The sequence below is a fragment of the Pseudomonas sp. GD03842 genome (genome assembly GCF_029841165.1).
GTDB lineage: Bacteria > Pseudomonadota > Gammaproteobacteria > Pseudomonadales > Pseudomonadaceae > Aquipseudomonas.
On record NZ_JAOCEA010000003.1, the window covers coordinates 153,306 to 178,657 of the forward strand.

The following is a 25,352-nucleotide window of genomic DNA, read 5'->3' on the forward strand; positions in this document are numbered from 1 at the left end:
CGCAACGCCGGGCGTACAGTAACCCTCGGGCTTGGTTAGAATCTTCCACACATAAGTAAGGGCATGCACACGCATGCGCCTCAGGCTATCGTGGGCAGAACGCGCAAACGTACGGGATCGCTTTGAAAACATTCGACCATCTCACAGTCATCGGCCTTCGCGAGTGGGTGGCGCTGCCCAATCTGGGAGTCGCAGGCCTTCGCGCCAAGATCGACACCGGCGCCAGCACCTCAAGCCTGCACGCCACGGAAATAGAACCCTTCGAGCGCGATGGTGAACAGTGGGTGCGCTTCAACGCTCACCTGGGGACCGTCGTGCAGTTACGCCATCGTCGCTGCGAAGCGCAACTGGTGGCGATGAAGACCATCAAAAGCTCCAACGGCCAGGCCCAGGTGCGATACGTCATTCGCACCGCGATGGCTCTGGGCGACCGGGTCTGGCCAGTGGAATTCACCCTGGCCTGCCGAAAAGCCATGCGTTACCGATTGCTTCTGGGTTCCAAAGCCTTGATTGACGGCCAACTGGTGGTCAACCCAGGCGTCACTTACGTTCAGGACAAGCCGACCTTTCCGGCTTCCAATTCCTCTGCCACAGGTGTTGCATGAAGATCGCTGTGCTGTCGCGAAATCCGCGTCTGTATTCAACTCGTCGTCTGGTCGAAGCCGGTACCCAGCGTGGCCATGAGGTCGTAGTGATCGATACTTTGCGCGCCTACATGAACATCGCGAGCCACAAGCCGCAGATCCACTACCGCGGTAAGCCGCTGGAAGGCTTCGATGCGGTAATTCCCCGGATCGGCGCGTCCGTCACTTTCTACGGCTGCGCGGTGCTGCGCCAGTTCGAAATGATGGGCGTTTTCCCGCTCAACGAATCCGTTGCCATCGCCCGCTCGCGAGACAAACTACGCTCCCTGCAACTGCTTTCGCGCCGGGGCATTGGCCTGCCCGTGACAGGCTTCGCTCACTCGCCCGACGACATTCCCGATCTGATTCAGATGGTCAATGGCGCGCCGCTGGTCATCAAAGTGCTGGAGGGCACCCAGGGCATCGGCGTCGTACTGTGCGAAACCGCAACGGCGGCAGAGTCGGTGATCGAGGCGTTCATGGGGCTCAAGCAGGACATCATGGTTCAGGAATACATCAAGGAAGCGGGCGGAGCGGACATCCGATGCTTCGTGGTCGGCGACAAGGTCATCGCCTCGATGATGCGCCAGGCCAAGCCCGGAGAGTTTCGCTCCAACCTGCACCGCGGCGGCACTGCCAGCTTGATCAAGATCACCCCCGAGGAGCGCATGACCGCCATTCGCGCCGCCAAAGTGATGGGGCTGAGCGTCGCCGGTGTCGACATCCTGCGATCCAACCACGGGCCCCTAGTGATGGAAGTGAATTCCTCGCCCGGGCTTGAAGGCATCGAAACCACAACGGGCAAGGATGTGGCGGGGATGATCATTCAGTACATCGAGAAAAACGGCGGGCCGCACATGACCCGGACGAAAGGCAAAGGCTAGGAGAGCGACGGCACGCACTGCAGGAACGATTCGTCGGCGCCTGCAGTGACCAGGATCATGGCCAGATTATCAAACGGCATCCCTGGGCAACATCAGCCCCAAAGGCAATCGCACTCGCGCCTCCAGCCCGCCACCGGACCGATTGCGAAGCTCGACATTGCCGCCGTGCATGGCAGCGATGCGTTTGACGATCGCGAGCCCGAGGCCGGTTCCTTTGCCCCCCCGCGCCCGGTCGCCCCGAGTGAAGGGGTTGAAGATGCCTTCCAGCTCGGAAGGGTCGATCCCCATACCCCGATCGAGCACGCTCAGCACCACATACGGCGCGCCACTGTCACCCGACACGTACGCCGCCACTTCGACATTGTCGCCAGCGTGGTGCATGGCATTGCCGATCAGGTTATTCAACAAGCGCTTCATCGAGACTCGGCGCAGCGGAAAGGGCGGAATCGATTCCAGCCGCGTGCGAACCTGCTCCACCGGGCTGTTATAGGGCGCAACCACCTCGCGAATCAATTCGACAAGGTTGACCTCTTCGACCTCTTCGTCGCGGCCATCCCGAATAAACGCCAGAAACTGATCGAGAATCGCGTCCATGTCTTCGATATCGCGGACCATGCCTTCCATGAACTCATTGTCACGGGGCATCAACTCCAGCGACAGGCGCAGCCTCGTCAACGGCGTGCGTAGATCATGGGAGACCCCAGCCAGCATCAATTCCCGCTCTTGCCCAGCCTGTTCCACATCCTCGGCCATCTGGTTGAACGCGCGATACACCTCCGTCATTTCGCTCGGCGTATCCCCTACGGGCAGGCGCACGCTACGCCCCTGACCCAATTGACGAGCCGCGAATACCAGCCGTTTGAGAGGCCGATTCAACTGGCTGACGAAGATCCATGCCGACGCGGTGGACAATAAGCCAATGGCCAGGAACCAACCCAGCACGCTCCAGATTTTCTGACCCCGAAGCGGATGCGGGTACAGAGGCACCTTGAGCCATCCGTCACCAAGACTTGGAGCACGCACCCACAAAGCGGGAGGCGCATGCACACGCAGACGCACTTCGGTGTCGGCGCCCAGCTCCGCCTGCATCTGACGCTGATAGATTTCCGAATAGGGCCAGTGCTGTTCACCTTCCGGCACCCCGCCGCCCACTACCCGAATCAGGCCTGCTGCGTCGGCGATCGTTTGCCGATCATTCTCATCGGCCGCCCAGTAAGCACGCAAAGTCAACGCGACGCCATGGCTGTATTGCCGGTCCACCAGCACGTCTTCGTTCATCAACAGATAGACCAGTGTCAGCGCTTTGGAGAAGAGCACGACGATGAGCACCAGCCACAGGGTGCGAGAGAAAAAGCTTTGCGGGAACCAGAGCGGTGTTTTCATGACAACAGCTACTTTGCAAAAGCGAGCCAGGCTCGCGAACGTTCGCGGGAGGCATCAGACAGCAAAACCAGCCACATCGAAGCCGCCCTTTGGACGATTCGACGTGGCTGGCCAGCCAATGAGCGCGAGCAAGTTGCCCGGTGATCAGTCTGCCGACTGCGCGTTACTGTTTGCCGGTGCCATCCGGCACGAATACATAACCCACGCCCCAGACCGTCTGGATGTAGCGGGGTTTGGCGGCATCCACCTCGATCAAGCGGCGCAGTCGGGAAATCTGCACGTCAATGGAGCGCTCGAGAGCGTCCCACTCACGACCTCGGGCCAGGTTCATGAGCTTGTCGCGTGTCAGCGGCTCCCGGGCGTGCATGACCAGCGCCTTAAGGACGGCGAACTCGCCTGTGGTCAGCATGTGGACCTCGTCGCCCTTCTTGAGCTCGCGCGTTGCCAGAGACAACTCGTATTCGCCGAAGGTAACGGTTTCATCTTCGCTGGCCGGCGCACCGGGCACCGGTGTGGATTGACGACGCAGGACGGCCTTGACGCGTGCCATCAGTTCGTCCGGGTTGAAGGGTTTGGCCAGGTAATCGTCGGCCCCCAATTCCAGGCCCTTGATCCGGCTCAGCTCGTCGCCTTTGGCCGTGAGCATGATGATCGGCACCTGGTTATTCGCCGCGCGGAGTCGGCGGCAGGCGGAAAGGCCATCTTCACCGGGCAGCATCAAGTCGAGCACCACGAGGTGAAAGACTTCGCGAGCCAGCAGGCGATCCATCTGCTCCACATTACCGACGGCGCGGGCGCGGTAGCCTTTGCTGGTGAAAAAACGTTCTAACAGGCTGCTCAGGCCCGGGTCATCGTCAACGATGAGGATTTTTTCGCCTTCAGCCGTTTGTGCAGTGCTGCTCATTGAATGCTCCTTTAGTCTCGGCGCGCATTATGGCGTAGCGGCGCCCATGTGCACCGTGTGCATTGTTAGCAGATTTTTCCTGTATCGCTACTGCCACCGTGCCTCGCCGGTTAGGGGGCGTAGCGGGCGCGGTCGCTGGCTGTACCGGGAATCGACAGGGCGATCCCCTAATCGGACCTCACTGGGTATAATGCGCCGCCCTCAACGTCAGGCAACGCTCGCTCAAGGCGGTTCGCCGGCCGCTGGATTTTTGTACACATATTTGCCAGGTGGTTTTATGGACAGTATCAACAGCCGCATCGCCGAAGAACTGGGCGTGCGCCCGCAGCAGGTCGAAGCGGCCGTCGCGCTGCTGGATGAAGGCTCGACCGTGCCTTTCATCGCTCGCTACCGTAAAGAAGTGACTGGCAGCCTCGATGACACCCAATTGCGTCATCTGGAAGAGCGCCTGCGCTATCTGCGCGAACTCGAAGAACGCCGCGTGGCGATCCTTGCCAGCATTGAAGAGCAAGGGAAGCTGACTCCGGAGCTGGCGCGCGATATCAAACTCGCCGACACCAAGACCCGCCTTGAAGATCTCTATCTTCCGTACAAGCAGAAACGGCGCACCAAGGGCCAGATCGCCCTGGAAGCAGGCCTCGGCGAATTGGCCGATGGCCTGTTCAATGATCCGACGCTGACGCCGGATGTCGAAGCCGCACGCTTCGTCGATGCCGAGAAGGGCTTCGCCGACGTCAAGGCGGTGCTCGAGGGCGCCAAGTACATCCTGATGGAACGTTTCGCGGAAGACGCTTCGCTGCTCGAAAAGCTGCGCGGTTTCCTCAAGCAGGAAGCCGTGATCAGCGCCCGCGTGGTGGCAGGCAAGGAGGAAGAAGGCGCGAAGTTCCGCGATTACTTCGAGCACGACGAACCCCTTAAAACCATGCCATCGCACCGGGCGCTGGCAATCTTCCGAGGGCGCAACGAGGGCGTGCTCAGTTCGGCGCTCAAAGTCGGCGAAGAGCTGCCCGGCTCGCTGCATCCGTGCGAAATAATGATCAGCGAGCGCTTTGGCCTGCAAAATCAGAACCGTCCAGCCGACAAATGGCTGGCCGAAGTCGTGCGGTGGACCTGGAAGGTCAAGCTGTATTCGCACTTGGAAACCGATCTGCTGGGTGAATTGCGCGACAGCGCCGAGACCGAGGCGATCAACGTCTTCGCCCACAACCTGCACGACCTGTTGCTGGCGGCGCCAGCCGGCCCGCGGGCGACACTGGGCCTTGACCCTGGCCTGCGCACTGGCTGCAAGGTGGCGGTGGTCGATTCCACCGGCAAACTGCTGGATCACGCCACGGTTTACCCGCACGTCCCGAAGAACCAATGGGACCAGACCATCGCGGTCTTGGCGGCGCTCTGCGCCAAGCATTCGGTCGATCTCATCGCCATTGGTAACGGCACCGCCAGCCGCGAAACCGACAAGCTGGCTGGGGAGCTGATCAAAAAATATCCAGGCCTGAAGATGACCAAGGTCATGGTCTCCGAAGCGGGCGCATCGGTTTATTCGGCGTCGGAACTGGCCGCCAAGGAGTTTCCGGATCTGGACGTGTCGATCCGAGGCGCTGTCTCCATCGCCCGCCGCTTGCAGGATCCGCTGGCCGAGCTGGTAAAGATCGATCCGAAATCCATTGGCGTCGGTCAGTACCAGCACGACGTTTCTCAGCTCAAGCTGGCGCGTGGCCTGGATGCGGTGGTGGAGGATTGCGTGAACGCCGTCGGCGTCGACGTGAACACTGCGTCGGTCGCCCTGCTCGCCCGCATCTCGGGGCTGAACACCACCCTGGCGCAGAATATCGTCGCCCATCGCGATGAAAACGGTGCGTTCAAAACGCGCGCCGCGTTGAAAAAAGTGCCGCGCCTGGGCGAAAAAACCTTCGAGCAGGCCGCTGGCTTCCTGCGGGTCATGAACGGCGACAACCCATTGGACTCGTCCGCCGTGCACCCTGAAGCGTACCCGCTGGTACAGCGCATCGCTGCCCAGACCGACCGCGACATCCGCTCGCTGATCGGCGACGCGGGTTTTCTCAAGCGTCTTGATCCGAAGAAGTTCACCGACGAGACATTCGGCCTGCCCACGGTGACCGACATCCTGCAAGAGCTGGAGAAACCTGGCCGTGACCCGCGCCCCGAATTCAAAACCGCTGAATTCCAGGACGGCGTGGAGGATTTGAAGGACCTTCAACCGGGCATGATCCTGGAAGGTGTCGTGACCAACGTGACCAACTTCGGTGCCTTCGTGGACATCGGTGTGCATCAGGACGGTCTTGTGCACATCTCTGCGCTGTCCGAGAAGTTCATCAAGGACCCGCGTGAAGCCGTCAAAGCGGGCGATGTGGTCAAGGTGAAAGTCATGGAAGTCGACATTCCGCGCAAACGCGTGGGCTTGTCGATGCGCATGAGCGACACGCCAGGCGAGAAGGTCGATGGTGCCCGTGGCGCCCGCCCCGGTGCAGCGCAACGCCAGCCAAGCAGCGCCCCTCGCAAGGAGTCCGCGACGCAAGCCCCGGCCAACAACGCCATGGCTTCGCTGTTCGCCAACGCCAAACAATTGAAGAAACGTTGATGGATATCCCAGCAGAACTGACTGAAAGTGCGTACTTCAAGACGCTTGGGTGCAGGTTGGTCCGGCTCGGCGAGGGGACGGCCGAGGTCACCCTCGCGCTCGAACCGCACCTTCGCAATCGCGGCAATGTCATGCATGGGGGTGCCCTGTTCAGCCTGGTCGACATCGCGATGGGGTTGGCCTGTTCCAGCTCCCACGGGTTCGACAAACAAAGCGTGACGGTGGAGTGCAAGATCAACTACATGCGCGGCGTCCCGGAGGGTGAAGTGACCTGCATCGGCACGGTGATCCACGCCGGTCGCCGCACGCTGGTGGTCGAAGCCGAGGTTCGCCAGGCCGACAAGCTCGTCGCTAAAGCACAAGGCACGTTCGCGATCGTCTAGCTGTCCGATACGGATATGGGTTAATTTCGGCGCTGAATCTCTGCATCGGGACAGCAGGGTCGAAATTTCCCGGTCATGCCTGCCCCCTCACGGGCGAGCATGACCAGTGACGGGCATCGGCGTTAAGACCCAAAACGAGGCGAAAACGCCAGTTCCTTTCTTCACCCTTGTAGACCGCCATATCGTCCCCATATAGGGCCGACTGACGCGTGAAGGAAACCAACTTGAGCGAACTTCTCAATCGCCGCCTGGCCCTGCTTGGCGAGCACTCGCACCTCTCCCTCCTGGAGAAGTGCCTGCACGGTATCGAGCGTGAATGCCTGCGCGTTACAGGCGATGCCCGCCTGGCACAGACCCCGCATCCCGAAGCGCTGGGCTCTGCCCTCACCAACGAACAGATCACCACTGACTATTCCGAGTCGCTGCTGGAGTTCATCACTCCGGCATTGACCCACCCCGCCGACACCCTGGACAGCCTGGACAAGATCCACCGTTTCGCCTACAGCAAACTGGGCAGCGAATACATCTGGAGCCCTTCGATGCCGTGCCCGCTGCCGGCCGAAGAAGACATCCCGATTGCCTACTACGGCACATCCAATATCGGGAAGCTCAAGTATGTGTACCGTCAGGGCCTGGCGCTGCGCTACGGCAAAACAATGCAGTGCATTGCCGGTATTCACTACAACTTCTCGCTGCCTGAAGACATCTGGCCCGTGCTCAAGTCGACCGTGGCGTTCGAAGGCAGCGACCGGGACTTCCAGTCCGAGAGCTACATCGGCCTGATCCGCAACTTCCGGCGCTACAGCTGGCTGTTGATGTACCTGTTTGGCGCATCGCCGGCACTGGATGCCAGTTTCATGCGCGGCCGCTCCCACCAGCTGGAGCAATTCGACGCCGACACCCTGTATCTGCCGTATGCCACCAGCCTGCGCATGAGCGACCTGGGCTACCAGAGCAGCGCGCAGGCGGATCTGACGCCGTGTTACAACGACTTGCTAACCTACACCGACAGCCTGCGCAAGGCCGTGGCCACGCCCTACGCGCCCTATGTCGAGATCGGTACACACAAGGATGGCGAGTGGATTCAGCTCAATACCAACGTGTTGCAGATCGAGAACGAGTACTACTCGACGATCCGCCCCAAACGCGTGACCTATTCGGGCGAACGTCCGATCCAGGCCTTGATGGCTCGCGGCGTACAGTACGTCGAGGTGCGTTGCCTGGACATCAATCCCTTCCTGCCGGTCGGGATCGATCTGCAGCAGGCGCGGTTCATCGATGCGTTCATTCTCTTTTGTGCCTTGCAGGAAAGCCCGCAGTTGGCCGATTGCGAGTGTGGTAATGCCAGCGGCAATTTCCTGACCGTGGTCAAGGAAGGTCGCCGACCTGGCTTGCAGTTGAGTCGCGACAATTCGACCGTAGATTTGAAAACCTGGGCGAATGATTTGCTAAACCAGATCGAGCCGATCAGCGCCCTGCTGGACAAGAGTCAAGGCATCGACGAACACGTCAAATCGCTGGCTGCCCAACGGGCGAAGGTCGCGGACGTCTCGCTCACGCCCTCTGCTCAGGTGTTGGCAGCCATGACAGAGCACAAGGAAAGCTTCACGGCATTCTCGCTGCGTCAGGCACAGGAGCACGCCGAGCACTTCCGCAGCCGCCCATTGAGTGCCGAGGACCAGGCAAACTTCGAAAGCAAGGCGCGGGAGTCACTGGCTCAGCAATCCGAGCTGGAGCAGACCGAAGAGCCGGTAGATTTCGACACCTTCGTGGGCGCGTATCAGGCGAGTATTCTGGCGATCAGTAACTGATTCGACAGAGCAACACGATGCGGAAGTCCACTCGGCACTTCCGCATGTACTGCCTCCGGGCGAGCCGGCCTAAATCGCCTTCTCGAAGATCTTCGAGTTGCGCTGGTAGTTGTACAGCGACGCCCGGGCGCTAGGCAGCCGATCAACGCTGCTCGGTTCGAAACCACGCTCTCGAAACCAATGGGCGGTGCGGGTGGTCAGGACGAAAAGCGTCTTCAAACCTTGCGCCTTTGCCCGCTCCTCGATGCGCTCCAGCAATTCGTCGCCACGCCCGCCGTGACGGTACTCGGGGTTCACCGCCAGGCACGCCAGCTCTCCGGCTTGGGAATCGGCAATCGGGTACAAGGCCGCACACGCGATGATCAGTCCCTCGCGCTCGACCACGCTGAACTGTTCGATTTCCCGCTCCAGGACCTCGCGAGAGCGGCGCACCAGAATACCCTGCTCCTCCAGTGGCGTAATCAGATCGATCAAGCCCCCTACGTCGCCAATCGACGCTTCACGCACCAGCTCAAACTGCTCCTGCGCCACCAGCGTGCCGCCGCCAGCGCGGGTGAACAGTTCGGACAGCAAGGCACCGTCCTCGGCATAACTGACGATATGGCTGCGGGCAACCCCGCCACGACACGCCTGGGCCGCCGCATCCAACAGCTCGGCCTGGTAGTTGTTACCCAGACGCTGCAAATGAGCGGGAATCTGCTGAGGTCGCAGTTCACGGACCAGATTCCCCTGTTCGTCCATCAACCCCGATTCGGCGCCGAACAGCAGCAGCTTCTCTGCCCCCAGATCGACCGCGGCACGGGTGGCGACGTCTTCGCAAGCCAGGTTGAAGATTTCCCCGGTCGGCGAATAGCCCAGCGGCGACAGGAGTACGATCGAGCGCTCGTCGAGGAGACGGTTGATACCCTTGCGGTCGATCCGACGCACTTCGCCGGTGTGCTGATAGTCGACACCTTCGAGCACGCCAATCGGACGCGCGGTCACAAAATTGCCACCCGTGACCCGCAAGCGCGAGCCCTGCATGGGCGAGGCGGCCATGTCCATCGACAGACGCGCCTCAATTGCGATCCGCAATGCACCTACGGCGTCGATCACGCATTCAAGGGTCGCCGAGTCCGTGACGCGCATGTCGCGATGGAAGTGCGGTGTGATGCCGCGCGCAGCCAGACGGCTTTCGATTTGCGGGCGAGATCCGTGCACCAGCACCAGGCGCACGCCCAGGCTGTGAAGCAGCACCAAGTCGTGCACGATGTTGCCGAAGTTAGGATGCTCGACACCGTCGCCCGGAAGCATGACGATGAAGGTGCAATCCCGGTGGGCATTGATGTAGGGAGACGCGTGGCGAAGCCAATTGACGTAATCGGGCATATCCAGACCGGCCTGTAGCAAAAAGGGACGAGGGGTAGACGCTCACAACGGCATGAGCTTTATCGTCGGAACAGGCATCGCAACACGCGGATCTCCTTCTGGATTGGATGGCGGCCGTAGCCCCCCGGCTCAAACCCCGCACTCAAGGCTGAGTCAGGCAGTAATATTCGATCAATTGACGTAGCAGACGCACTGTAGGCTGCAAACGTGACATTTCTAGATACTCGCCAGGCTGGTGCGCGCAGGCGATATCGCCAGGGCCCAGAACGATGGTCTCGCAACCGAGGCGCTGAAGATAAGGCGCTTCGGTGCCAAATGCCACCGCTTCGGCCGTGTGCCCGGTCAGACGCTCGGCGACCCGCACCAGTTCCGCATCGGCACTCTGCTCGAACGGCGCGACCTCCGAGAACAACGGTGCGTAGTCGATTTTCACTTGATGGTGCTCGGCCAACGGTTGCAGTTTCTGCCGGATGGCGGACCGCAGCATCTCCGGGTCCATGCCTGGCAGAGGGCGCAGATCGAACTCCAGCGAGCATTGACCGCAAATGCGGTTGGGGTTGTCCCCCCCATGGATACAGCCGAGATTCAGGGTCGGCTGAGGGACGCTGAACTGCGGGTTGTTGAACGCCGTCTGCCACTCCTGCCGCAGCCCTTTGAGTGCGCCGATGGCGTCATACATGGCCTCGAGGGCACTGTTTCCGAGGCTCGGATCCGACGAATGGCCGCTGCGGCCGAGAATCTCGATGCGCTCCATCATGACGCCCTTATGCAGTCGGATCGGCTTCAGCCCCGTGGGCTCGCCGATCACTGCTGCCCGCCCAAGGACGCCTCCCGCGGCTGCAAGCGCCTTTGCGCCAGACATCGAGCTTTCCTCGTCGCAGGTGGCCAGAATAATCAACGGCTGCTTGAACGGCTTGTCGAGCAACGGCTGCAGGGCTTCGATCGCCAGTGCGAAGAAGCCTTTCATGTCGCAGCTGCCAAGGCCGACCCACCGGTTGTCGACTTCCGTCAGCTTCAGCGGATCGCTCTTCCAGAGCGCGTCGTCGTAGGGAACGGTATCGCTGTGCCCGGACAATACCAGCCCGCCAGGGCCCGAGCCGTAGGTGGCCAGCAAGTTGAATTTGCCGGGGCTCACCTGCCGTATGTCGCATTTGAACCCCAGATCGCCCAGCCAACTGGCCAACAGATCGATGACGGTGCGGTTGGACTGATCCAGCGCGGGTTGCGTGCAGCTCACGGAAGGCGCGGCGATCAAGGCGGCAAACTGGTCTTTCATGGACGGCAACGGCATAGACGACTCCTCTCGTGCTGCGGACCATCATAGGGTGATTGGGCAGCAGGAATAAACTGTCGAGGTGATGTCCTGTACACTGCACGACCCACGCGGCCGTGTCGATTCCGCCGCGTCCCCGATATCAGCACAAGAGCGTCTGGATTCCCGGCCATGCAGAAAGAAACCGAAATCAAACTCCGCGTCAGCCGCGAAACCCTGAGCGCCTTGCGCGAACACCCGTTGTTGAAGAAACGCAACAAAAGCGGCTGGGAAAAGCTGGAACTGTTCAATCAGTACTTCGACACCCCTGACCGCGAACTGGCCCAAGCCAAGGTTGCGCTGCGGCTGCGCAAGGACGGCGACGCCATCATCCAGACCCTCAAGACTCGGGGCCAGAGCGTTGCCGGGCTATCCGAGCGCAACGAATACAATTGGAACCTGCCCAAAGCCAAACTCGACCTGAAAAAACTCGAGGGCGAATGTTGGCCCGCGCAATTGGCGGACTTGGACAAGAAGACCATCAAGCCTTTGTTCACCACCGATTTCGTTCGCGAGAAAGCCGAAATCGCGTGGGGTCGCGGCAAATCCAAGGTGGTGATCGAGGCCGCCCTGGACCTCGGCCATGTGATCGTCGGTAAGCAGAAGGAAGAAATCTGCGAGCTCGAGCTGGAACTGCGCGAAGGCGAACCTGCGGCTCTGCTGGAACTGGCCTCGGAGTTGGCCGAGAAACTCCCGCTGATGCCTTGCGACATCAGCAAGGCTGAGCGCGGGTATCGTCTGTTCGACGCCAGTACATACACCATCAAGCTGCCTGTCCCGGCATTGCACGCTGAAACGTCGGTGGACGACGCCTACAGCGCACTTGCCTGGTACCTGCTGGGCAGCAGCCAGCGGCTGGCCGAGCAATATCGATTCAATGGCCACTGGAGCCTGCTGCAGGATTGGGTCGAGGTGCTCGCGGAATTGCGCGCACTGACCGCCAGTCTCGGCCAGGCCGCGCCGCGCGCCTCGACCCACGACCTGCGTGCGGCTCTGGACGCGCTGCTGGAAGACTGGCGCACCTTGGTGCAGGCCGGCAAGGAAGACGGCGATGTGCGGGCCGCCGCCCATGAGCAGTTCATCGAAGAGCTCGACGACCCGCGATGGGGCCAGTTCTCGCTGACCACATCGCGCTGGTTGATGGAGCGCCGTTGGACCCTCGAGCGCAATAACCGTGGCAACCGTCTGGGCAATGCCATGCTCAGCAGCTGGTTGCCCCGCTTCTTGAGCGACGAAGCCACCGCGTTGAACCTGGCACGCTACCAACAACAGCCGGAGGACTTGGCCGAACAGCTGCAGCGCATCGAGCGCATCCAGGTCTGGCTGCACTTCGCTCGTCAAACCCTGGAATTGCCGGATCTGGATCGCCTGTATGGCGAGTTGAACAAACTGGCGGAGTTGGCGCAACTGGACATCACCGACCCGATCCTCGAAGCGCGCGTGCAACAAACCGTCACCGTCCTGCAAAGCCGGGTGTGGAAGGCGTTGCTCAAAATCTAATACGCAACTCCAACCCTGTAGGAGCGCGCTTGCCCGCGATTGCTGTCTGTCTGATACGAATATATCTACTGACACACTGCAATCGCGGGCAAGCGCGCTCCTACAGCCCTTCTTCACCGGATGATCGGCAAACTCGTCGTCGATTTGATCTCCGACAAGGCCACCGTCGAGTTCACCTCCTGAATGCCCGGTACCAGCGACAGCTTCTCAAAGAAGAAGCGCTCGTAGGCTTCGATGTCCGGCGTCACGATGCGCAGCAGAAAGTCCACGGCCCCCATCAGCACATAACACTCCAACACTTCGGGGAACCCTCGAATCGCCTCGGTGAACTCCGTGAAGTTGGAGCGCCCGTGGGCATTGAGTTTCACCTCAGCGAAAATCTGCGTGTTCAGGCCGATTTTCTTGCGATCCAGCAGCGTCACCTGACGGCGGATGACCCCTTCATCCTTTAACCGCTGAATTCTGCGCCAGCATGGCGACTGAGACAGGCCGACCTGTTCAGCCACCTGCGCACTGGAGAGCGACGCATCGTCTTGCAGAAGGGCGAGTATCTTGCGATCAAAGGCATCCAACTCGATTTGCATAAATTATTTTCCATGCTCGAACATTGCGCATAAACGAGTTAAAAGCAGCGCATTTCAATCGATTATGGATCAGAAATTTCCCGCTTCCCATGTAAAAATTCTTCCATCGCACCTATCCATTGCCACGTCCGATCGATTCAGTGGCCCACCATGAGGGTTTCCCATGCCACACCTCGAAGCCGTCGTATCTTCTACACTGCGCCCCGATGCGTGGTCGGCCAACAACGCCCAGTGCCGGTCGCGCTATCAGATCCTTGCCGAAGCAGAGCCGGACCTCATCTGCCGTGTGCTCAACCTCTTCGCCATGCAATACCTCATCCCGCAGCAGGTGAGCGTCTTGCAGCAAGAGGGCGTATTGACGATCGACGTGGAAGTGGACGGCATGAGCTGGCATCGCGCGCAAGTGATTGGGGAAAAGATGCGCAATTTGATCAATGTCTGCTCGGTTGCGCTGGAACCGATCGAGGAATCCCACGTCCTATCCGGGCCCGTCTCACTCGCTGTCGGTTGAGTGTGCCGAAAATATTGGCAACGCTTCACTACCTGCAGGGCGCAACAACTGGCACGCTTGGGACTACTCTTGCTTACTCGCGAAGTGAGTTGTCTCGTCCAAAGGAGCCCGCATGTCTGTCCTTGCCCCCTCTTCCCAGGACCGCTGGCTGGATCTGAATGAACTACTGCGTGACCTCGTCGCGCAGGGATACCTCGATCAGGACAATGCCGAATTAGCGCTGACGTTGCGTCGCAGCGCGCAGAATCTGCAGACCCACCCACTGGAATTCCTTGCCAGCCAGCAATTCGACAATCTCAAGCGCCCTGGCAAGAAACTCGATCTGGAAACCCTCACCGCGTGGCTGGCCGAGCAAGCGGGCCAGCCATACATGCGCATCGACCCCCTGAAGATCAATGTCGCCGCAGTGACGCCCCTGATGTCTTACGCGTTTGCCCAGCGCCACAAGATCCTCGCAGTGGCCGTGGATCGCGAGTGCGTGACCATCGCCAGCGCCCAGCCTTACGTCAAGGCGTGGGAAGCGGACTTGATGCACGTCCTGAAAATGCCGATAAAGCGGGTGGTAGCCAATCCCGTGGATGTGCAGAAGCTCGCCGTCGAGTTCTACCGGCTGGCGAAATCCGTGAGTGGCGCCAGCGCAACCGATCAGAAAGTCAGCGGCGTAGGCAATTTCGAGCAGTTGCTCAAGCTCGGCGCCAGCGACCAGGAGCCGGACGCCAACGATGCGCACATCGTCAACATTGTCGACTGGCTATTTCAGTACGCCTACCAGCAGCGTGCCAGCGACATTCACATCGAGCCACGTCGCGAAGCCGGGACCGTGCGCTTCCGCATCGACGGCGTGTTGCACAATGTCTATCAATTCCCGCCGCAGGTGACGATGGCCGTTACCAGTCGATTGAAAAGCCTGGGCCGGATGAATGTCGCTGAAAAGCGCAAGCCACAGGACGGCCGGGTCAAGACCAAGACGCCCGATGGCGGCGAGGTGGAACTTCGCTTGTCGACATTGCCGACCGCCTTCGGTGAGAAAATGGTGATGCGGATCTTCGACCCGGAAGTGCTGCTCAAGGACTTCGACCAACTGGGTTTTTCCGGCGACGACCTGCGACGCTGGGAAGGCATGACGCATCAGCCCAATGGCATCATCCTGGTCACCGGGCCGACCGGTTCCGGCAAGACCACCACGCTCTACACGACCCTCAAAAAGCTGGCGACCTCCGAAGTGAACCTTTGCACCATCGAGGACCCCATCGAGATGGTCGAGCCAGCCTTCAACCAAATGCAGGTCCAGCACAACATTGACCTGACCTTCGCCAGCGGCGTGCGGGCCCTGATGCGGCAGGACCCCGACATCATCATGATTGGCGAGATCCGCGACCTGGAAACAGCAGAAATGGCCATTCAGGCGGCCTTGACCGGTCACCTTGTGCTCTCGACGCTTCACACCAACGACGCGCCGAGTGCCATCAGCCGCCTGCTGGAGTTGGGTGTGCCCCACTATCTACTCAAGGCGACAATCCTTGGCGTGATGGCACAGCGACTGGTCCGTACGCTGTGCCCGCACTGCAAGGCACCGGTGGAGCTCGACGAGGTGGACTGGCAGACCCTGACCCGCCCTTGGCAAGCGCCCGTTCCCAGCGGCGCGCATCGGGCGGTAGGCTGTGCCGAATGCCGCGACACGGGCTACAGGGGCCGCGCGGGGGTGTACGAAATCATGTTGATGTCTGATGCGGTAAAGACCTTGATCACTGCCGACCTGGACCTTACAGCCCTCCGCAGACAAGGCTTCAAGGACGGCATGCGCAGCTTGAGGCTGTCAGGGGCACAGAAAGTCGCCGCGGGGCTGACTACCGTCGAAGAAGTGTTGCGAGTCACACCGCAGAGTGAGCAGCGATAAGCTGCTTCTCCGTTACAACAATCAGTCGCAGAGAGCGCTCCGATCACCGTATCCTCTGTTCATTCGGATTCTTTTCAGCAACCGTCAACAGGGACATGTTATGCAAATCGGCAGTGTGGTTTTACTCTTCGTCGCCTTGGCCATTGCCATCGTTTTCATGGGTTTCAAGGTGGTGCCACAGGGCTACCAGTGGACTGTGGAGCGCTTCGGTCGTTACACCAACACCCTCAAGCCGGGCCTGAACATCATCGTTCCGGTCATGGACCGGATCGGTCACAAGATCAACATGATGGAAACCGTGCTGGACATCCCGCCCCAGGAAGTCATCACCTCCGACAACGCCACGGTTCAGATCGACGCCGTGTGCTTCTATCAGGTGGTCAACTGCGCCCAGGCGGCGTATGAGGTCAACAACCTGCAGCATGCCATTCGCAATTTGCTGCAAACCAACATCCGCACCGTGCTCGGCTCAATGGAACTGGACGCCATGCTGAGCCAGCGCGACGGTATCAACGAGCGCCTCCTGCGGATCGTCGATGAGGCCACGGCACCGTGGGGCATCAAGATCACCCGGATCGAAATCAAGGACATCAGCCCGCCCGCGGATCTGATGGCGGCCATGTCCGGGCAGATGAAAGCCGAGCGGATCAAGCGCGCGCAGATTCTCGAAGCCGAGGGCTTGCGCGCCTCCGCCATTCTGACGGCCGAGGGCAAGAAGCAGGCGCAGATCCTGGAAGCGGAAGGCGAGCGTCAGGCTGCATTTCTGGAATCCGAGGCACGCGAACGTCAGGCCGAAGCCGAGGCTCGGGCGACTCAGGTCGTGTCGGAGGCCATCGCCGCCGGTGATGTGCAGGCCATCAATTATTTCGTTGCGCAGAAATACATCGATGCGCTGGGCAAGCTGTCCTCGGCCAATAACAGCAAGGTGATCCTGATGCCGTTGGAAGCCAGCCAGATGATCGGCGCGGTGGGCGGAATCGGCGAGATTGTCAAAGCGACCTTTGACAAGCCCAAGACCGATACCGGGAAGCGAGTCTGAGCCATGTGGGACTACCTGCAAAATCTATCGTTCTGGGACTGGCTGGGGTTCGGCACGGTATTGCTGATTTTGGAAGTATTCGGCGCGGGAGGCTATTTGCTGTGGATCGGTGTCGCAGCCGCAGCCGTGGGCATCCTCACGTACATCGCGCCGACCCTGAGCTGGGAGCTGCAGTTTCTGCTGTTCGCGGTCTTTGCGGTGTGCACAGCGCTGTATTGGTGGCGGCGTCAGCGCAGCGTATGGCGCAAGTCCGATCAGCCGGGTCTGAATATGCGGGGCTCGGAACTGATCGGCCAGACCTTCGTCGTGCACGACGCGATTGTCGATGGGCGAGGCAAGATCAAGGTCGGCGATGGCGTGTGGATGGTGGTCGGCCCCGATACGCCTGCAGGTGACCGAGTCAGAGTGATCGCTCAAGACGGGGCGATTCTGAAAGTCCAGGCGCTCTGACCTGTTCCGTGCTTGCGGAACTAGATGGAGGCTGGGCGTATCAAATCGTTTCAGAACAACCCCAAGTCGGAGTAACCCGTCATGCGTCTAAAACTCGCTGTAGCCACATTAGCCCTGCTGTCCCTGCCAGTCGGTTCCGCCATGGCTGACGGCTTCCTTCGTGATGTCATCTCGTCCGGAGCCACCACCGGTTCGACCTACCTGACCTTTCGGCATCACAAGCTGATTGTGGCAGCACAGGACGATGCGGGCAGCTTCGTCGCCAGCAACGGCGCCATTCGCGGCCCTTATCTGGAAGCGGCGCTGGATCAGGTGCGCAAGGATAATCCGAGTCTGAACGCATCGGATATGGACTTGGCCAATGCGATTCTGGCCAAAAACCTGGTTGCCGAACAGTAACATCCATTCAAGCCTGTTGGCTTGCCGCCAAGTACCGAGTCAATCTCTGCCGAGGCTGACTCTTTCTGGTCGGCGGCAAGCTCGCGTGCCCAACCAAGCACGCGCAAGAATCATTCGCCGATAGCAGCCTTGTACCCTGCAGCATCCAGCAATTTTGCCAAATCCCCAGTGGCGTCGCTCGGCTTGACCTTGAAGATCCACGACTGATAAGGCGAGTTGTTGAGCTCTTCCGGGGTATCGCCCAGCGCCTCGTTCACCTCAACCACCTCACCGGCCACCGGCGAATAGATGTCGGAAGCCGCCTTGACCGATTCAACGACACCCGCTGCGTCGCCCGCCGCGAAGACCTTGCCGATTTCCGGCAATTCGACGAACACCACATCGCCCAGTGCTTCTTGCGCGTGGTCGGAAATACCGACGACGATCAGATCGCCCTCCTGCTTCGCCCACTCGTGGCTCTCGGCAAAACGCAGTTCGGCGGGAATAGTGCTCATAATCTTTATCCTCTCTACTTCATCAGGTCAGCGGAAAACCCGCCAAGGGTGGCTGTTCAAAACAGGTTAAATCAGGGCTCTGCCGTGACGCACGAACGTCGGCTGAACCACGCGGACCGGGTACCACTTGCCCCGAATCTCCACTTCGGCTCGGTCGGCAGTCGCCGTCGGCACGCGCGCCAGCGCAATGGACTTGCTCAGCGTAGGAGAGAAACTACCACTGGTGATCTCCCCTTCGCCAATTTCCGCTATGCGGACGACCTGATGGGCGCGCAGGACGCCTCGCTCTTCGAGCACCAGCCCTACCAGCTTCGAGCCAACGCCTTTTGCACGCTCGACCTCCAAGGCAGCCCGACCGATGAAGTCGCGCTCCGGTGGCGACCATGCGACGGTCCACGCCATGTTGGAGACCAAAGGAGTTACCTGCTCGTCGATTTCCTGGCCATACAGGTTCATGCCGGCTTCCAGGCGCAATGTGTCCCGCGCCCCCAGGCCAATCGGCGAAATACCCGCACCCACCATGTCGTTGAAGAAGCGGCAGGCCTGCTCGCTCGGCAGGATGATCTCCAGGCCGTCCTCACCGGTGTAGCCTGTGCGAGCGATGAACCAGTCGCCTTCCTGCTGCCCCTCGAACGGTTGGAGCGTATGGATCAGTTCGGTGCGAGCCTGAGTGACGAGCTCGGCGATCTTCTGCCGGGCATGCGGCCCCTGAATGGCCAGCATGGCGAGTTCGGAACGATGAGCGAGGTGGACGTCGAAACCGGCCCGATGAGCATTCATCCAGGCCAGATCCTTGGCACCGGTGGCCGCATTGACCACCAGACGATAACCCGCTTCGGTCAGGTAGACGATCATGTCGTCGACAATCCCGCCGTGGTTGTCGAGCATCGCGGTATAGAGTGCACGCCCGGTACGCTGCAACCTGCCGACATCGTTGGCCAGCAGGTGCTGTAACCACGCCTTGGCCTGGCTGCCAGTGATGTCGATGACGTGCATGTGCGACACGTCGAAAATACCGCAATCGCGACGCACCTGATGGTGCTCCTCGACTTGTGAGCCGTAGTGCAACGGCATGTCCCAACCGCCAAAATCGACCAGCTTGGCGCCAAGGGCCAGATGCAGGTCGAACAGAGGGGTGCGCAATCCCATGGGTTTCTCCTTCCGGGCCAGGACGTTGCAAAGCCAGTGCGGTCTCACATCGCCCTGTAGCGAAGACGCGATCCATCACACCACCCACCGCAATTCCCCCGGATCTGGGGGCTGACACCTTTGCGTACTTGCGGAATTGTCTGACAGACCTTGTCGATTGCGGCGCATTGTAGCCGCATGGGGGGGACCCCGCACCTAGCCGATAGGTCTGGCCGAACGTCTGATCAGGCCAATCACGGGGAGTAAACCGACAATCACCAGCGTCAGTGCCGGCAAGGCGGCACGCGCCCATTCACCTTCGCTGGTCATTTCGAAGATGCGCACGGCCAGCGTATCCCAGCCAAACGGCCGCATCAGCAGCGTCGCGGGCATCTCCTTGAGCACATCGACGAACACCAGGAGGGCCGCACTCAGCGTCCCGGGAATCAGCAGCGGGAGATAAACTCTGAAAAACAATCGTGGACCACTGACACCCAGACTGCGCGCCGCTTCCGGTAGCGACGGCCGGATGCGTGACAGGCTGTTTTCCAAAGGGCCGTACGCCACCGCGATAAACCGCACCAGGTACGCCAGCACCAGCGCGGCCAGGCTCCCTAGCAGCAAAGGTTTGCCCGCTCCGCCGAGCCAAGCGGACAGAGGCACCACCCAGACCCGGTCCAGGTAACTGAAGGCGAGCATTATGGATACCGCGAGTACAGAGCCTGGCAGCGCGTAACCCATGTTGGCCAGGCTGACGCCTGCGCGGATCCCACGGGTTGGGGCGAGGCGACGAGCGAACACCAGCAGCATCGCTACGCTGACGGTCACCAGTGCGGCGATGCTTCCCAGATAAAGGGTATGCAGGATCAGCCCCGTGTACCGCTCGTCCAAGTCGAAACGCCCCCTTTGCCAGACCCAGACCACCAGTTGCAGCAGCGGTACGACGAATGCGCAGCAGAACACCAGCCCACACCAGCCAGCGGCGGCCACTGCCTTGATGCCATGGAGGTGATACAGCGCCTGGATGCGCGGCCGCTCATTGCTCGCCCGGCTGGCTCTTCGAGCGCGGCGCTCGCCGTATAGCACCAGCATCACAGCCAACAAGAGCAGACTGGCGAGCTGCGCGGCACTCGATAGGCTGAAAAAGCCATACCAGGTTTTGTAGATTGCGGTCGTGAACGTGTCGAAGTTAAACACCGAGACGGCGCCAAAATCGGCAAGGGTTTCCATCAATGCCAGTGCCACGCCTGCCCCGATCGCAGGGCGGGCCACCGGCAATGCGACGCGCCAGAAGGCCTGCCAAGGCGTCTGCCCGAGCACACGGGCCGCCTCCATGAGGCCTTTGCCCTGAGCAAGAAACGCGGTGCGCGCCAGCAGGTAGACGTAAGGGTAGAAAACCAGCACCAGCACGACGATGACCCCGCCGGTGGAACGCACGCGAGGAAACCGGACCCCCGCGCCGAACCATTCACGCATCAGGCTCTGCAGCGGGCCGGAGAAATCCAGCAGGCCTACGAATACGAAGGCCAGGACATAGGCGGGAATGGCAAAGGGGAGCATCAGCGCCCAGTCGAGCCAGCGTCGTCCGGGAAACTCACACAGTGCCGTTAGCCAGGCAAGGCTGACACCCAGCAACGTCACGCCGACACCCACGCCCCCGACGAGTGTCAGCGTGTTACCCAACAGCCGAGGCATCTGGGTTTCCCATAGATGGGACCAGATCTCGTAATCGATGGTCTGCCAGGATAGAAACAATACGCTCAGGGGCAGCAGCACCAGTGCTGCGATGGCGTAAACCAGAGGGTACCAGCGGCGCTGGGCAGGATGAGCCAAGGGGGAACCCACACGTTTCAGGATTTACATCGCATTGCTGGGGATGAGCTAGCGCGTCTGACCCAGCGGTCTCATCGCGCGCAGATTCATCCCCACCACTTCGTCATTCGGACATCAGAGTGATCGTACGGGCGGGGAGCAAGGGTCAATTCCAGCCGGCCCGGTCCATCATGCGAATCGCCTCGGCCTGACGCCGACCTGCAATTTCCACGGGGATGGTGTCGGCCTTGAACGCCCCCCAACTTGCCACCTCTTCGGAGGGCGGCACGTTCGGGTTGGCCGGAAATTCCTGATTGGTGCCCGCGAAAATGGCCTGCGCTTCAGGCCCGGTCATCCACTCCACCAATGCCTTGGCCGCCTCGGCGTGGGGTGCATATCGGGTCAGCCCGATCCCCGAGAGATTCACATGAACCCCACGATCATTCTGGTTAGGCCAGAACAGGCGGACGGCCAGTTCAGGGTTCTGTTTGTGCAGTCGGCCGTAATAATAGGTATTGACGATACCCACATCGCACTGCCCGGCGTTGATCGCTTCGAGCACCGCAATGTCATCGGAAAACACGTCAGTGGACAGGTTATTGACCCAACCCTTGAGAATTTTTTCCGAAGCCTCTGCGCCGTGAGTTTCGATCAAGGTGGCAGTCAGCGACTGGTTATACACCTTCTTGGCGGTGCGTAGGCAGAGACGCCCTTCCCACTGTTTGTCAGCCAGCGCCTCGTAGGTCGTCAGATCCTCGCGCTTTACCCGGTCGGTCGAGTAGGCAATGGTGCGCGCGCGCAGGCTCAGGCCCGTCCAGGCGTGAGTCGAAGAGCGGTACTGTGAGGGAATGTTCTGATCGATCACCGGCGATGTGAACGGCTGCAGAATCCCCATTTGCTCGGCTTGCCAGAGGTTACCAGCGTCTACCGTAAGCAGCAGGTCAGCTGTCGCGTTCTGCCCTTCGGCTTTGATGCGCTGCATCAGCGGCGCTTCCTTATCGGTGATGAACTTAACCTTCACGCCAGTCTTTGCGGTATACGCATCGAAAACCGGCTTGATCAGCTCATCGATGCGGGATGAATACACCACCACTTCATCGGCGGCCTGTGCAGCACTGCCGAACACGGCCAATGCCAGGGCAGCCAGAAGACGCTTGCTCGCCTGCATGCGGAGGATCTCTTGCGTTTGAAATGAGGCGAAATGGTAGTGAATCTCATCCGCGAAGTCCGTCTGGAGCCGTTACCAGATGTTGCAGCGCGGGTGCGCCTTGACACTCACAAGCGCCATAGGAGCGTAGGCACGCCGGCCAGATCAGTCTTCTGAAACCAACCCTTGATCGCGCAGCCGGCAAACGCACTGGTGCTACAGGCGCCGCTGTCGAATGCTTTCTTCAACGCCACAACATCCACGTTGTTGATGTAGGCGATGCCGTGCCTGAGGCTATCTTCGCTGCCATAGCCACCATGCTCCATTTCATCAAGCGCAGCCTGCTTGCTCCATCCTTGAATGACGATGCGGTACATGGCCGACACCAGGCCGGTCCGATCCAGCCCATGCTTGCAATGGATCAACACCGGGCCTTTTTGCTGCGCCGTCTGGATGGCGCGCAAGCTTTGAAGGATGTCGGCGTCATCGATATGCGCGGCTTGCAGCGGGATCTGCACCTGCGTCACTGATGGATCGGTCAGCCATGTGTCATCGCTCTCTTTGAGAAAATCGACCACGGTAACCACGCCCAGCGTCTTCAGAAGAGGAAGCGACGCAGCGTCAGGCAAGCGGCTGCGATAGAGGCTTGGGGTGATTTGGTAAAGGTTGTAATGCTTGTCGATGGGTTGCGCCCATTCGCCCGGACGCATTGCAGGCGTCTGGAGATCTTCAGCCTGAACGAGCCCGCCCATGCACAACCCAAACAGTGCAGCCGCAAAACAAGCAAACAGTCGAATGCGCATCGTGGCATACCGTCCAACAGAGTGGTGGTTAAGATGCGGTCAGTGTGAGTAGCTGTGGGTCAAGATGATGTGAGACGGATGTCAAAGGATCGTTGAGCCACTGATCGGCGGGCTCACTCAAAGCGGAGAAAAGGCATGGAGCCAGTGAATGATTCGCGATACTGTATATAAAAACAGTACTCGTGAGGTGAGCATGTCCGTTCAGTTGCCCCCGCGTGGCCGCGGCACGGCCACCAATCCCCACAATCGTTTCGCACCCAACCGCTCGGTTGCCGAGGACGATGGCTGGTACCAGGAAGCACCCTTGACGCAAGGCACGACGGTGACCCTGGAAACCGCCAAGAGCATCATTGCGCGCAACACCTCGCCGGACATTCCGTTCGATCGCTCGATCAACCCCTACCGCGGCTGCGAACACGGCTGCATCTATTGCTATGCGCGTCCTTCCCATGCCTATTGGGACATGTCTCCCGGCCTGGATTTCGAAACGAAGCTGATCGCCAAGACCAACGCCGCCGCGCTGCTCGAACAACAGTTGTCCAAACCCGGCTACCAAGTGGCCCCCATCACCCTGGGCGCTAATACCGATCCGTACCAGCCCATCGAGCGGGACTACAACCTCACTCGGGCCACACTCGAAGTGCTGCTTCGCTATCGTCATCCGGTCACGATCATCACGAAAGGGTCACTCATCCTTCGCGACCTGGATCTTCTCGCCGAACTGGCAAAACTCAATCTGGTGTCGGTATTCATCAGCCTCACGTCGCTGGACGATGAACTCAAGCGTATCCTCGAACCTCGGGCTGCCGCGCCCAAGGCCAGGCTGCGCGCGATCCGCGTCTTGCGCGACGCAGGCGTACCCGTCGGAGTTCTGATAGCGCCAATGATTCCGATGATCAACGACATGGAGCTGGAAAAACTCATGGCCGAGGCCAAGGCGGCCGGGGCGTTGAGTGCCAGCTACGTCATGCTGCGTTTGCCACTGGAGGTGGCCCCGCTGTTCGAGGAATGGCTGCAGGCACATTATCCGCAGCGAGCCGAGCACGTCATGAGCCTGGTGCGCCAGAGTCGAGGCGGCCAGGTGTATGACAGCCGTTTCGGATCGCGGATGCGAGGTGAAGGGGTGTTCGCCGAACTGCTGGCGCAGCGCTACAGTATGGCGGTGAAGAAATTGGGCCTGAACCGGCGCGACAGTTTCAAATTGGACTGTGAAGCCTTCTGTCCGCCGGGCGGCCAGATGTCTTTGTTGTGACTCCGATGTCGTCTTGACTGTCAGTTGCTCACGACCCGTGCGACGCTCTCTGGCGCAGCCCGGTGCGCAGGTGGTACCGGTCTCGAGGGCGCTGCATCCTGCAAAATGGACTGCTACAGGCGTGGGTACAGCCGCAGGTTAAGATTTTCTTAAGCCAAACCCGCGAGCTAGAGCGATGCATTCAGTTTCAATTAAGTTTCTATCGCTAAGGTGTTTCGCAAGTGACCGACTGGTCGCGCACAGATGGAATTGTCCGTCATGCCAGAAAAAAGTGGGTCGTCCACAGGAATCACTGGAAACTCCACTTCAATCCGACAGAGAGGATGAGACATGAGCAACAGGGATAAACAGCCTCAGGCCGCCGCACCCCAGGCCTCGGGCAAAGCCGAATCCGCCAACGAGGCGCTGCAGCACATCGTCGATGGCTTCAAGCATTTTCGCCATGACGTTTTCCCGCAACAGGAAGAACTGTTCAAAAAGCTCGCGACTGCCCAGCATCCGCGCGCGATGTTCATCACCTGTGCCGACTCACGCATCGTCCCGGAACTGATCACCCAGAGCTCGCCAGGCGACCTGTTCGTGACCCGTAACGTCGGCAACGTGGTTCCACCTTACGGCCCGATGAACGGTGGCGTGTCCACCGCCATTGAGTACGCCGTCATGGCGCTGGGTGTTCAGCACATCATCATCTGCGGCCACTCCGACTGCGGTGCCATGCGTGCGGTGCTCAACCCGCATACCCTTGAAAAGATGCCAACGGTCAAAGCCTGGCTACGTCACGCCGAAGTGGCCAGGACCGTGGTCGAGCACAACTGCAGCTGCACCGGCGAGCACGAAACCATGCACGTCCTCACCGAAGAGAACGTCATCGCCCAGCTGCAGCACTTGCGCACTCACCCATCCGTGGCCTCGAAGCTCGCCAGCGGCCAGCTGTTCATTCATGGCTGGGTCTACGACATCGAGACCAGCGAAATCCGCGCCTACGACGCCGAGCAAGACCGCTTCCTGCCGCTGGACAGCGAAGATGCCATTCCGACGGCGACGCCGCCGCGCGCGCGATATTGATCGC

The 25,352-nt window shown here is 60.3% G+C and carries 23 protein-coding genes; 13 read left to right on the forward strand and 10 right to left on the reverse strand.

Annotated features, from left to right (window positions below; translation table 11 throughout):
* Positions 1 to 149: 149 nt before the first annotated feature.
* Together N5D61_RS05630 and rimK are read left to right on the forward strand one after the other, a co-directional pair.
* Positions 150 to 605 carry an ATP-dependent zinc protease gene (locus tag N5D61_RS05630; RefSeq protein WP_177411004.1) on the forward strand — a complete coding sequence of 152 codons (456 nt, stop codon included), beginning with the start codon at positions 150 to 152 and terminating at the stop codon, positions 603 to 605.
* Positions 602 to 1,507 (forward strand): 30S ribosomal protein S6--L-glutamate ligase, encoded by a 906-nt coding sequence (gene rimK / locus N5D61_RS05635; RefSeq protein WP_108236090.1) that lies wholly within the window; start codon positions 602 to 604, stop codon positions 1,505 to 1,507. Before N5D61_RS05630 ends, rimK begins: the two co-directional genes overlap by 4 nt.
* Before the next feature lie 69 nt (positions 1,508 to 1,576).
* Here the strand turns inward: rimK and N5D61_RS05640 are convergent, their stop codons facing one another.
* Together N5D61_RS05640 and ompR are read right to left on the reverse strand one after the other, a co-directional pair.
* Entirely contained in the window at positions 1,577 to 2,890 is a 1,314-nt protein-coding gene (locus tag N5D61_RS05640; protein ID WP_108236091.1) for an ATP-binding protein, read from the reverse strand.
* A 163-nt stretch (positions 2,891 to 3,053) separates the two neighbouring features.
* Entirely contained in the window at positions 3,054 to 3,794 is a 741-nt protein-coding gene (ompR, locus tag N5D61_RS05645) for a two-component system response regulator OmpR (protein ID WP_108236092.1), read from the reverse strand.
* Positions 3,795 to 4,071: 277 nt separating this feature from the next.
* Here ompR and N5D61_RS05650 point away from each other — a divergent pair, with 277 nt between their 5' ends.
* The 3 genes from N5D61_RS05650 to gshA all read left to right on the forward strand — a co-directional run bounded on the left by N5D61_RS05650 (position 4,072) and on the right by gshA (position 8,587).
* Positions 4,072 to 6,393 (forward strand): Tex family protein, encoded by a 2,322-nt coding sequence (locus N5D61_RS05650; RefSeq protein ID WP_108236093.1) that lies wholly within the window; start codon positions 4,072 to 4,074, stop codon positions 6,391 to 6,393.
* Complete coding sequence (locus N5D61_RS05655) at positions 6,393 to 6,776, forward strand: PaaI family thioesterase (protein WP_108236094.1); 384 nt, start codon at positions 6,393 to 6,395, stop codon at positions 6,774 to 6,776. Before N5D61_RS05650 ends, N5D61_RS05655 begins: the two co-directional genes overlap by 1 nt.
* A gap of 224 nt (positions 6,777 to 7,000) precedes the next feature.
* Positions 7,001 to 8,587, forward strand: a complete 1,587-nt coding sequence (gshA, locus tag N5D61_RS05660; RefSeq protein WP_108236095.1) for a glutamate--cysteine ligase — start codon at positions 7,001 to 7,003, stop codon at positions 8,585 to 8,587.
* Positions 8,588 to 8,656: 69 nt separating this feature from the next.
* On the opposite strand, the gene argA is transcribed toward gshA, so the two are convergent.
* Together argA and argE are read right to left on the reverse strand one after the other, a co-directional pair.
* Positions 8,657 to 9,955 carry an amino-acid N-acetyltransferase gene (gene argA / locus N5D61_RS05665; RefSeq protein ID WP_108236096.1) on the reverse strand — a complete coding sequence of 433 codons (1,299 nt, stop codon included), beginning with the start codon at positions 9,953 to 9,955 and terminating at the stop codon, positions 8,657 to 8,659.
* Positions 9,956 to 10,097: 142 nt separating this feature from the next.
* The gene (gene argE / locus N5D61_RS05670) at positions 10,098 to 11,246 is read right to left on the reverse strand and encodes an acetylornithine deacetylase (protein ID WP_108236097.1); all 1,149 of its coding nucleotides are present in this window, start codon (positions 11,244 to 11,246) and stop codon (positions 10,098 to 10,100) included.
* 153 nt (positions 11,247 to 11,399) lie between these two features.
* Here argE and N5D61_RS05675 point away from each other — a divergent pair, with 153 nt between their 5' ends.
* Positions 11,400 to 12,767: a CYTH domain-containing protein gene (locus N5D61_RS05675; protein ID WP_108236098.1), complete on the forward strand. Its 1,368-nt coding sequence runs from the start codon at positions 11,400 to 11,402 to the stop codon at positions 12,765 to 12,767.
* 113 nt (positions 12,768 to 12,880) lie between these two features.
* On the opposite strand, the gene N5D61_RS05680 is transcribed toward N5D61_RS05675, so the two are convergent.
* Positions 12,881 to 13,351, reverse strand: a complete 471-nt coding sequence (locus N5D61_RS05680; RefSeq protein WP_108236099.1) for an Lrp/AsnC family transcriptional regulator — start codon at positions 13,349 to 13,351, stop codon at positions 12,881 to 12,883.
* 163 nt (positions 13,352 to 13,514) lie between these two features.
* Between N5D61_RS05680 and N5D61_RS05685 the strand changes: the two genes are divergently transcribed.
* The 5 genes from N5D61_RS05685 to N5D61_RS05705 all read left to right on the forward strand — a co-directional run bounded on the left by N5D61_RS05685 (position 13,515) and on the right by N5D61_RS05705 (position 17,647).
* Complete coding sequence (locus tag N5D61_RS05685) at positions 13,515 to 13,862, forward strand: hypothetical protein (RefSeq protein ID WP_108236100.1); 348 nt, start codon at positions 13,515 to 13,517, stop codon at positions 13,860 to 13,862.
* 112 nt (positions 13,863 to 13,974) lie between these two features.
* Positions 13,975 to 15,759 carry a GspE/PulE family protein gene (locus N5D61_RS05690; RefSeq protein WP_108236101.1) on the forward strand — a complete coding sequence of 595 codons (1,785 nt, stop codon included), beginning with the start codon at positions 13,975 to 13,977 and terminating at the stop codon, positions 15,757 to 15,759.
* A 100-nt stretch (positions 15,760 to 15,859) separates the two neighbouring features.
* On the forward strand, positions 15,860 to 16,798 hold the full coding sequence (locus tag N5D61_RS05695; RefSeq protein ID WP_108236102.1) for an SPFH domain-containing protein: 939 nt from the start codon (positions 15,860 to 15,862) through the stop codon (positions 16,796 to 16,798).
* A 3-nt stretch (positions 16,799 to 16,801) separates the two neighbouring features.
* Positions 16,802 to 17,248, forward strand: a complete 447-nt coding sequence (locus N5D61_RS05700) for an NfeD family protein (RefSeq protein WP_108236103.1) — start codon at positions 16,802 to 16,804, stop codon at positions 17,246 to 17,248.
* 81 nt (positions 17,249 to 17,329) lie between these two features.
* Positions 17,330 to 17,647, forward strand: a complete 318-nt coding sequence (locus N5D61_RS05705) for a DUF2388 domain-containing protein (RefSeq protein WP_108236104.1) — start codon at positions 17,330 to 17,332, stop codon at positions 17,645 to 17,647.
* Between the two features lie 110 nt (positions 17,648 to 17,757).
* Here N5D61_RS05705 and gcvH read toward each other — a convergent pair whose 3' ends face one another.
* The 5 genes from gcvH to N5D61_RS05730 form a co-directional block, all read right to left on the reverse strand.
* The gene (gene gcvH / locus N5D61_RS05710) at positions 17,758 to 18,141 is read right to left on the reverse strand and encodes a glycine cleavage system protein GcvH (protein ID WP_108236105.1); all 384 of its coding nucleotides are present in this window, start codon (positions 18,139 to 18,141) and stop codon (positions 17,758 to 17,760) included.
* Positions 18,142 to 18,207: 66 nt separating this feature from the next.
* Positions 18,208 to 19,290, reverse strand: a complete 1,083-nt coding sequence (gene gcvT / locus N5D61_RS05715) for a glycine cleavage system aminomethyltransferase GcvT (RefSeq protein WP_108236106.1) — start codon at positions 19,288 to 19,290, stop codon at positions 18,208 to 18,210.
* A gap of 195 nt (positions 19,291 to 19,485) precedes the next feature.
* A complete protein-coding gene (locus N5D61_RS05720; protein ID WP_108236417.1) occupies positions 19,486 to 21,102 on the reverse strand; it encodes an iron ABC transporter permease in 1,617 nt (538 codons plus the stop codon).
* Between the two features lie 145 nt (positions 21,103 to 21,247).
* The gene (locus N5D61_RS05725; protein ID WP_108236107.1) at positions 21,248 to 22,249 is read right to left on the reverse strand and encodes an extracellular solute-binding protein; all 1,002 of its coding nucleotides are present in this window, start codon (positions 22,247 to 22,249) and stop codon (positions 21,248 to 21,250) included.
* 107 nt (positions 22,250 to 22,356) lie between these two features.
* The gene (locus N5D61_RS05730; protein ID WP_279891340.1) at positions 22,357 to 23,031 is read right to left on the reverse strand and encodes a dual specificity protein phosphatase family protein; all 675 of its coding nucleotides are present in this window, start codon (positions 23,029 to 23,031) and stop codon (positions 22,357 to 22,359) included.
* Between the two features lie 193 nt (positions 23,032 to 23,224).
* Here N5D61_RS05730 and N5D61_RS05735 point away from each other — a divergent pair, with 193 nt between their 5' ends.
* On the forward strand, positions 23,225 to 24,283 hold the full coding sequence (locus N5D61_RS05735) for a PA0069 family radical SAM protein (RefSeq protein WP_279891342.1): 1,059 nt from the start codon (positions 23,225 to 23,227) through the stop codon (positions 24,281 to 24,283).
* A gap of 330 nt (positions 24,284 to 24,613) precedes the next feature.
* Entirely contained in the window at positions 24,614 to 25,348 is a 735-nt protein-coding gene (locus tag N5D61_RS05740; protein ID WP_279891343.1) for a carbonic anhydrase, read from the forward strand.
* Positions 25,349 to 25,352 lie beyond the last annotated feature (4 nt).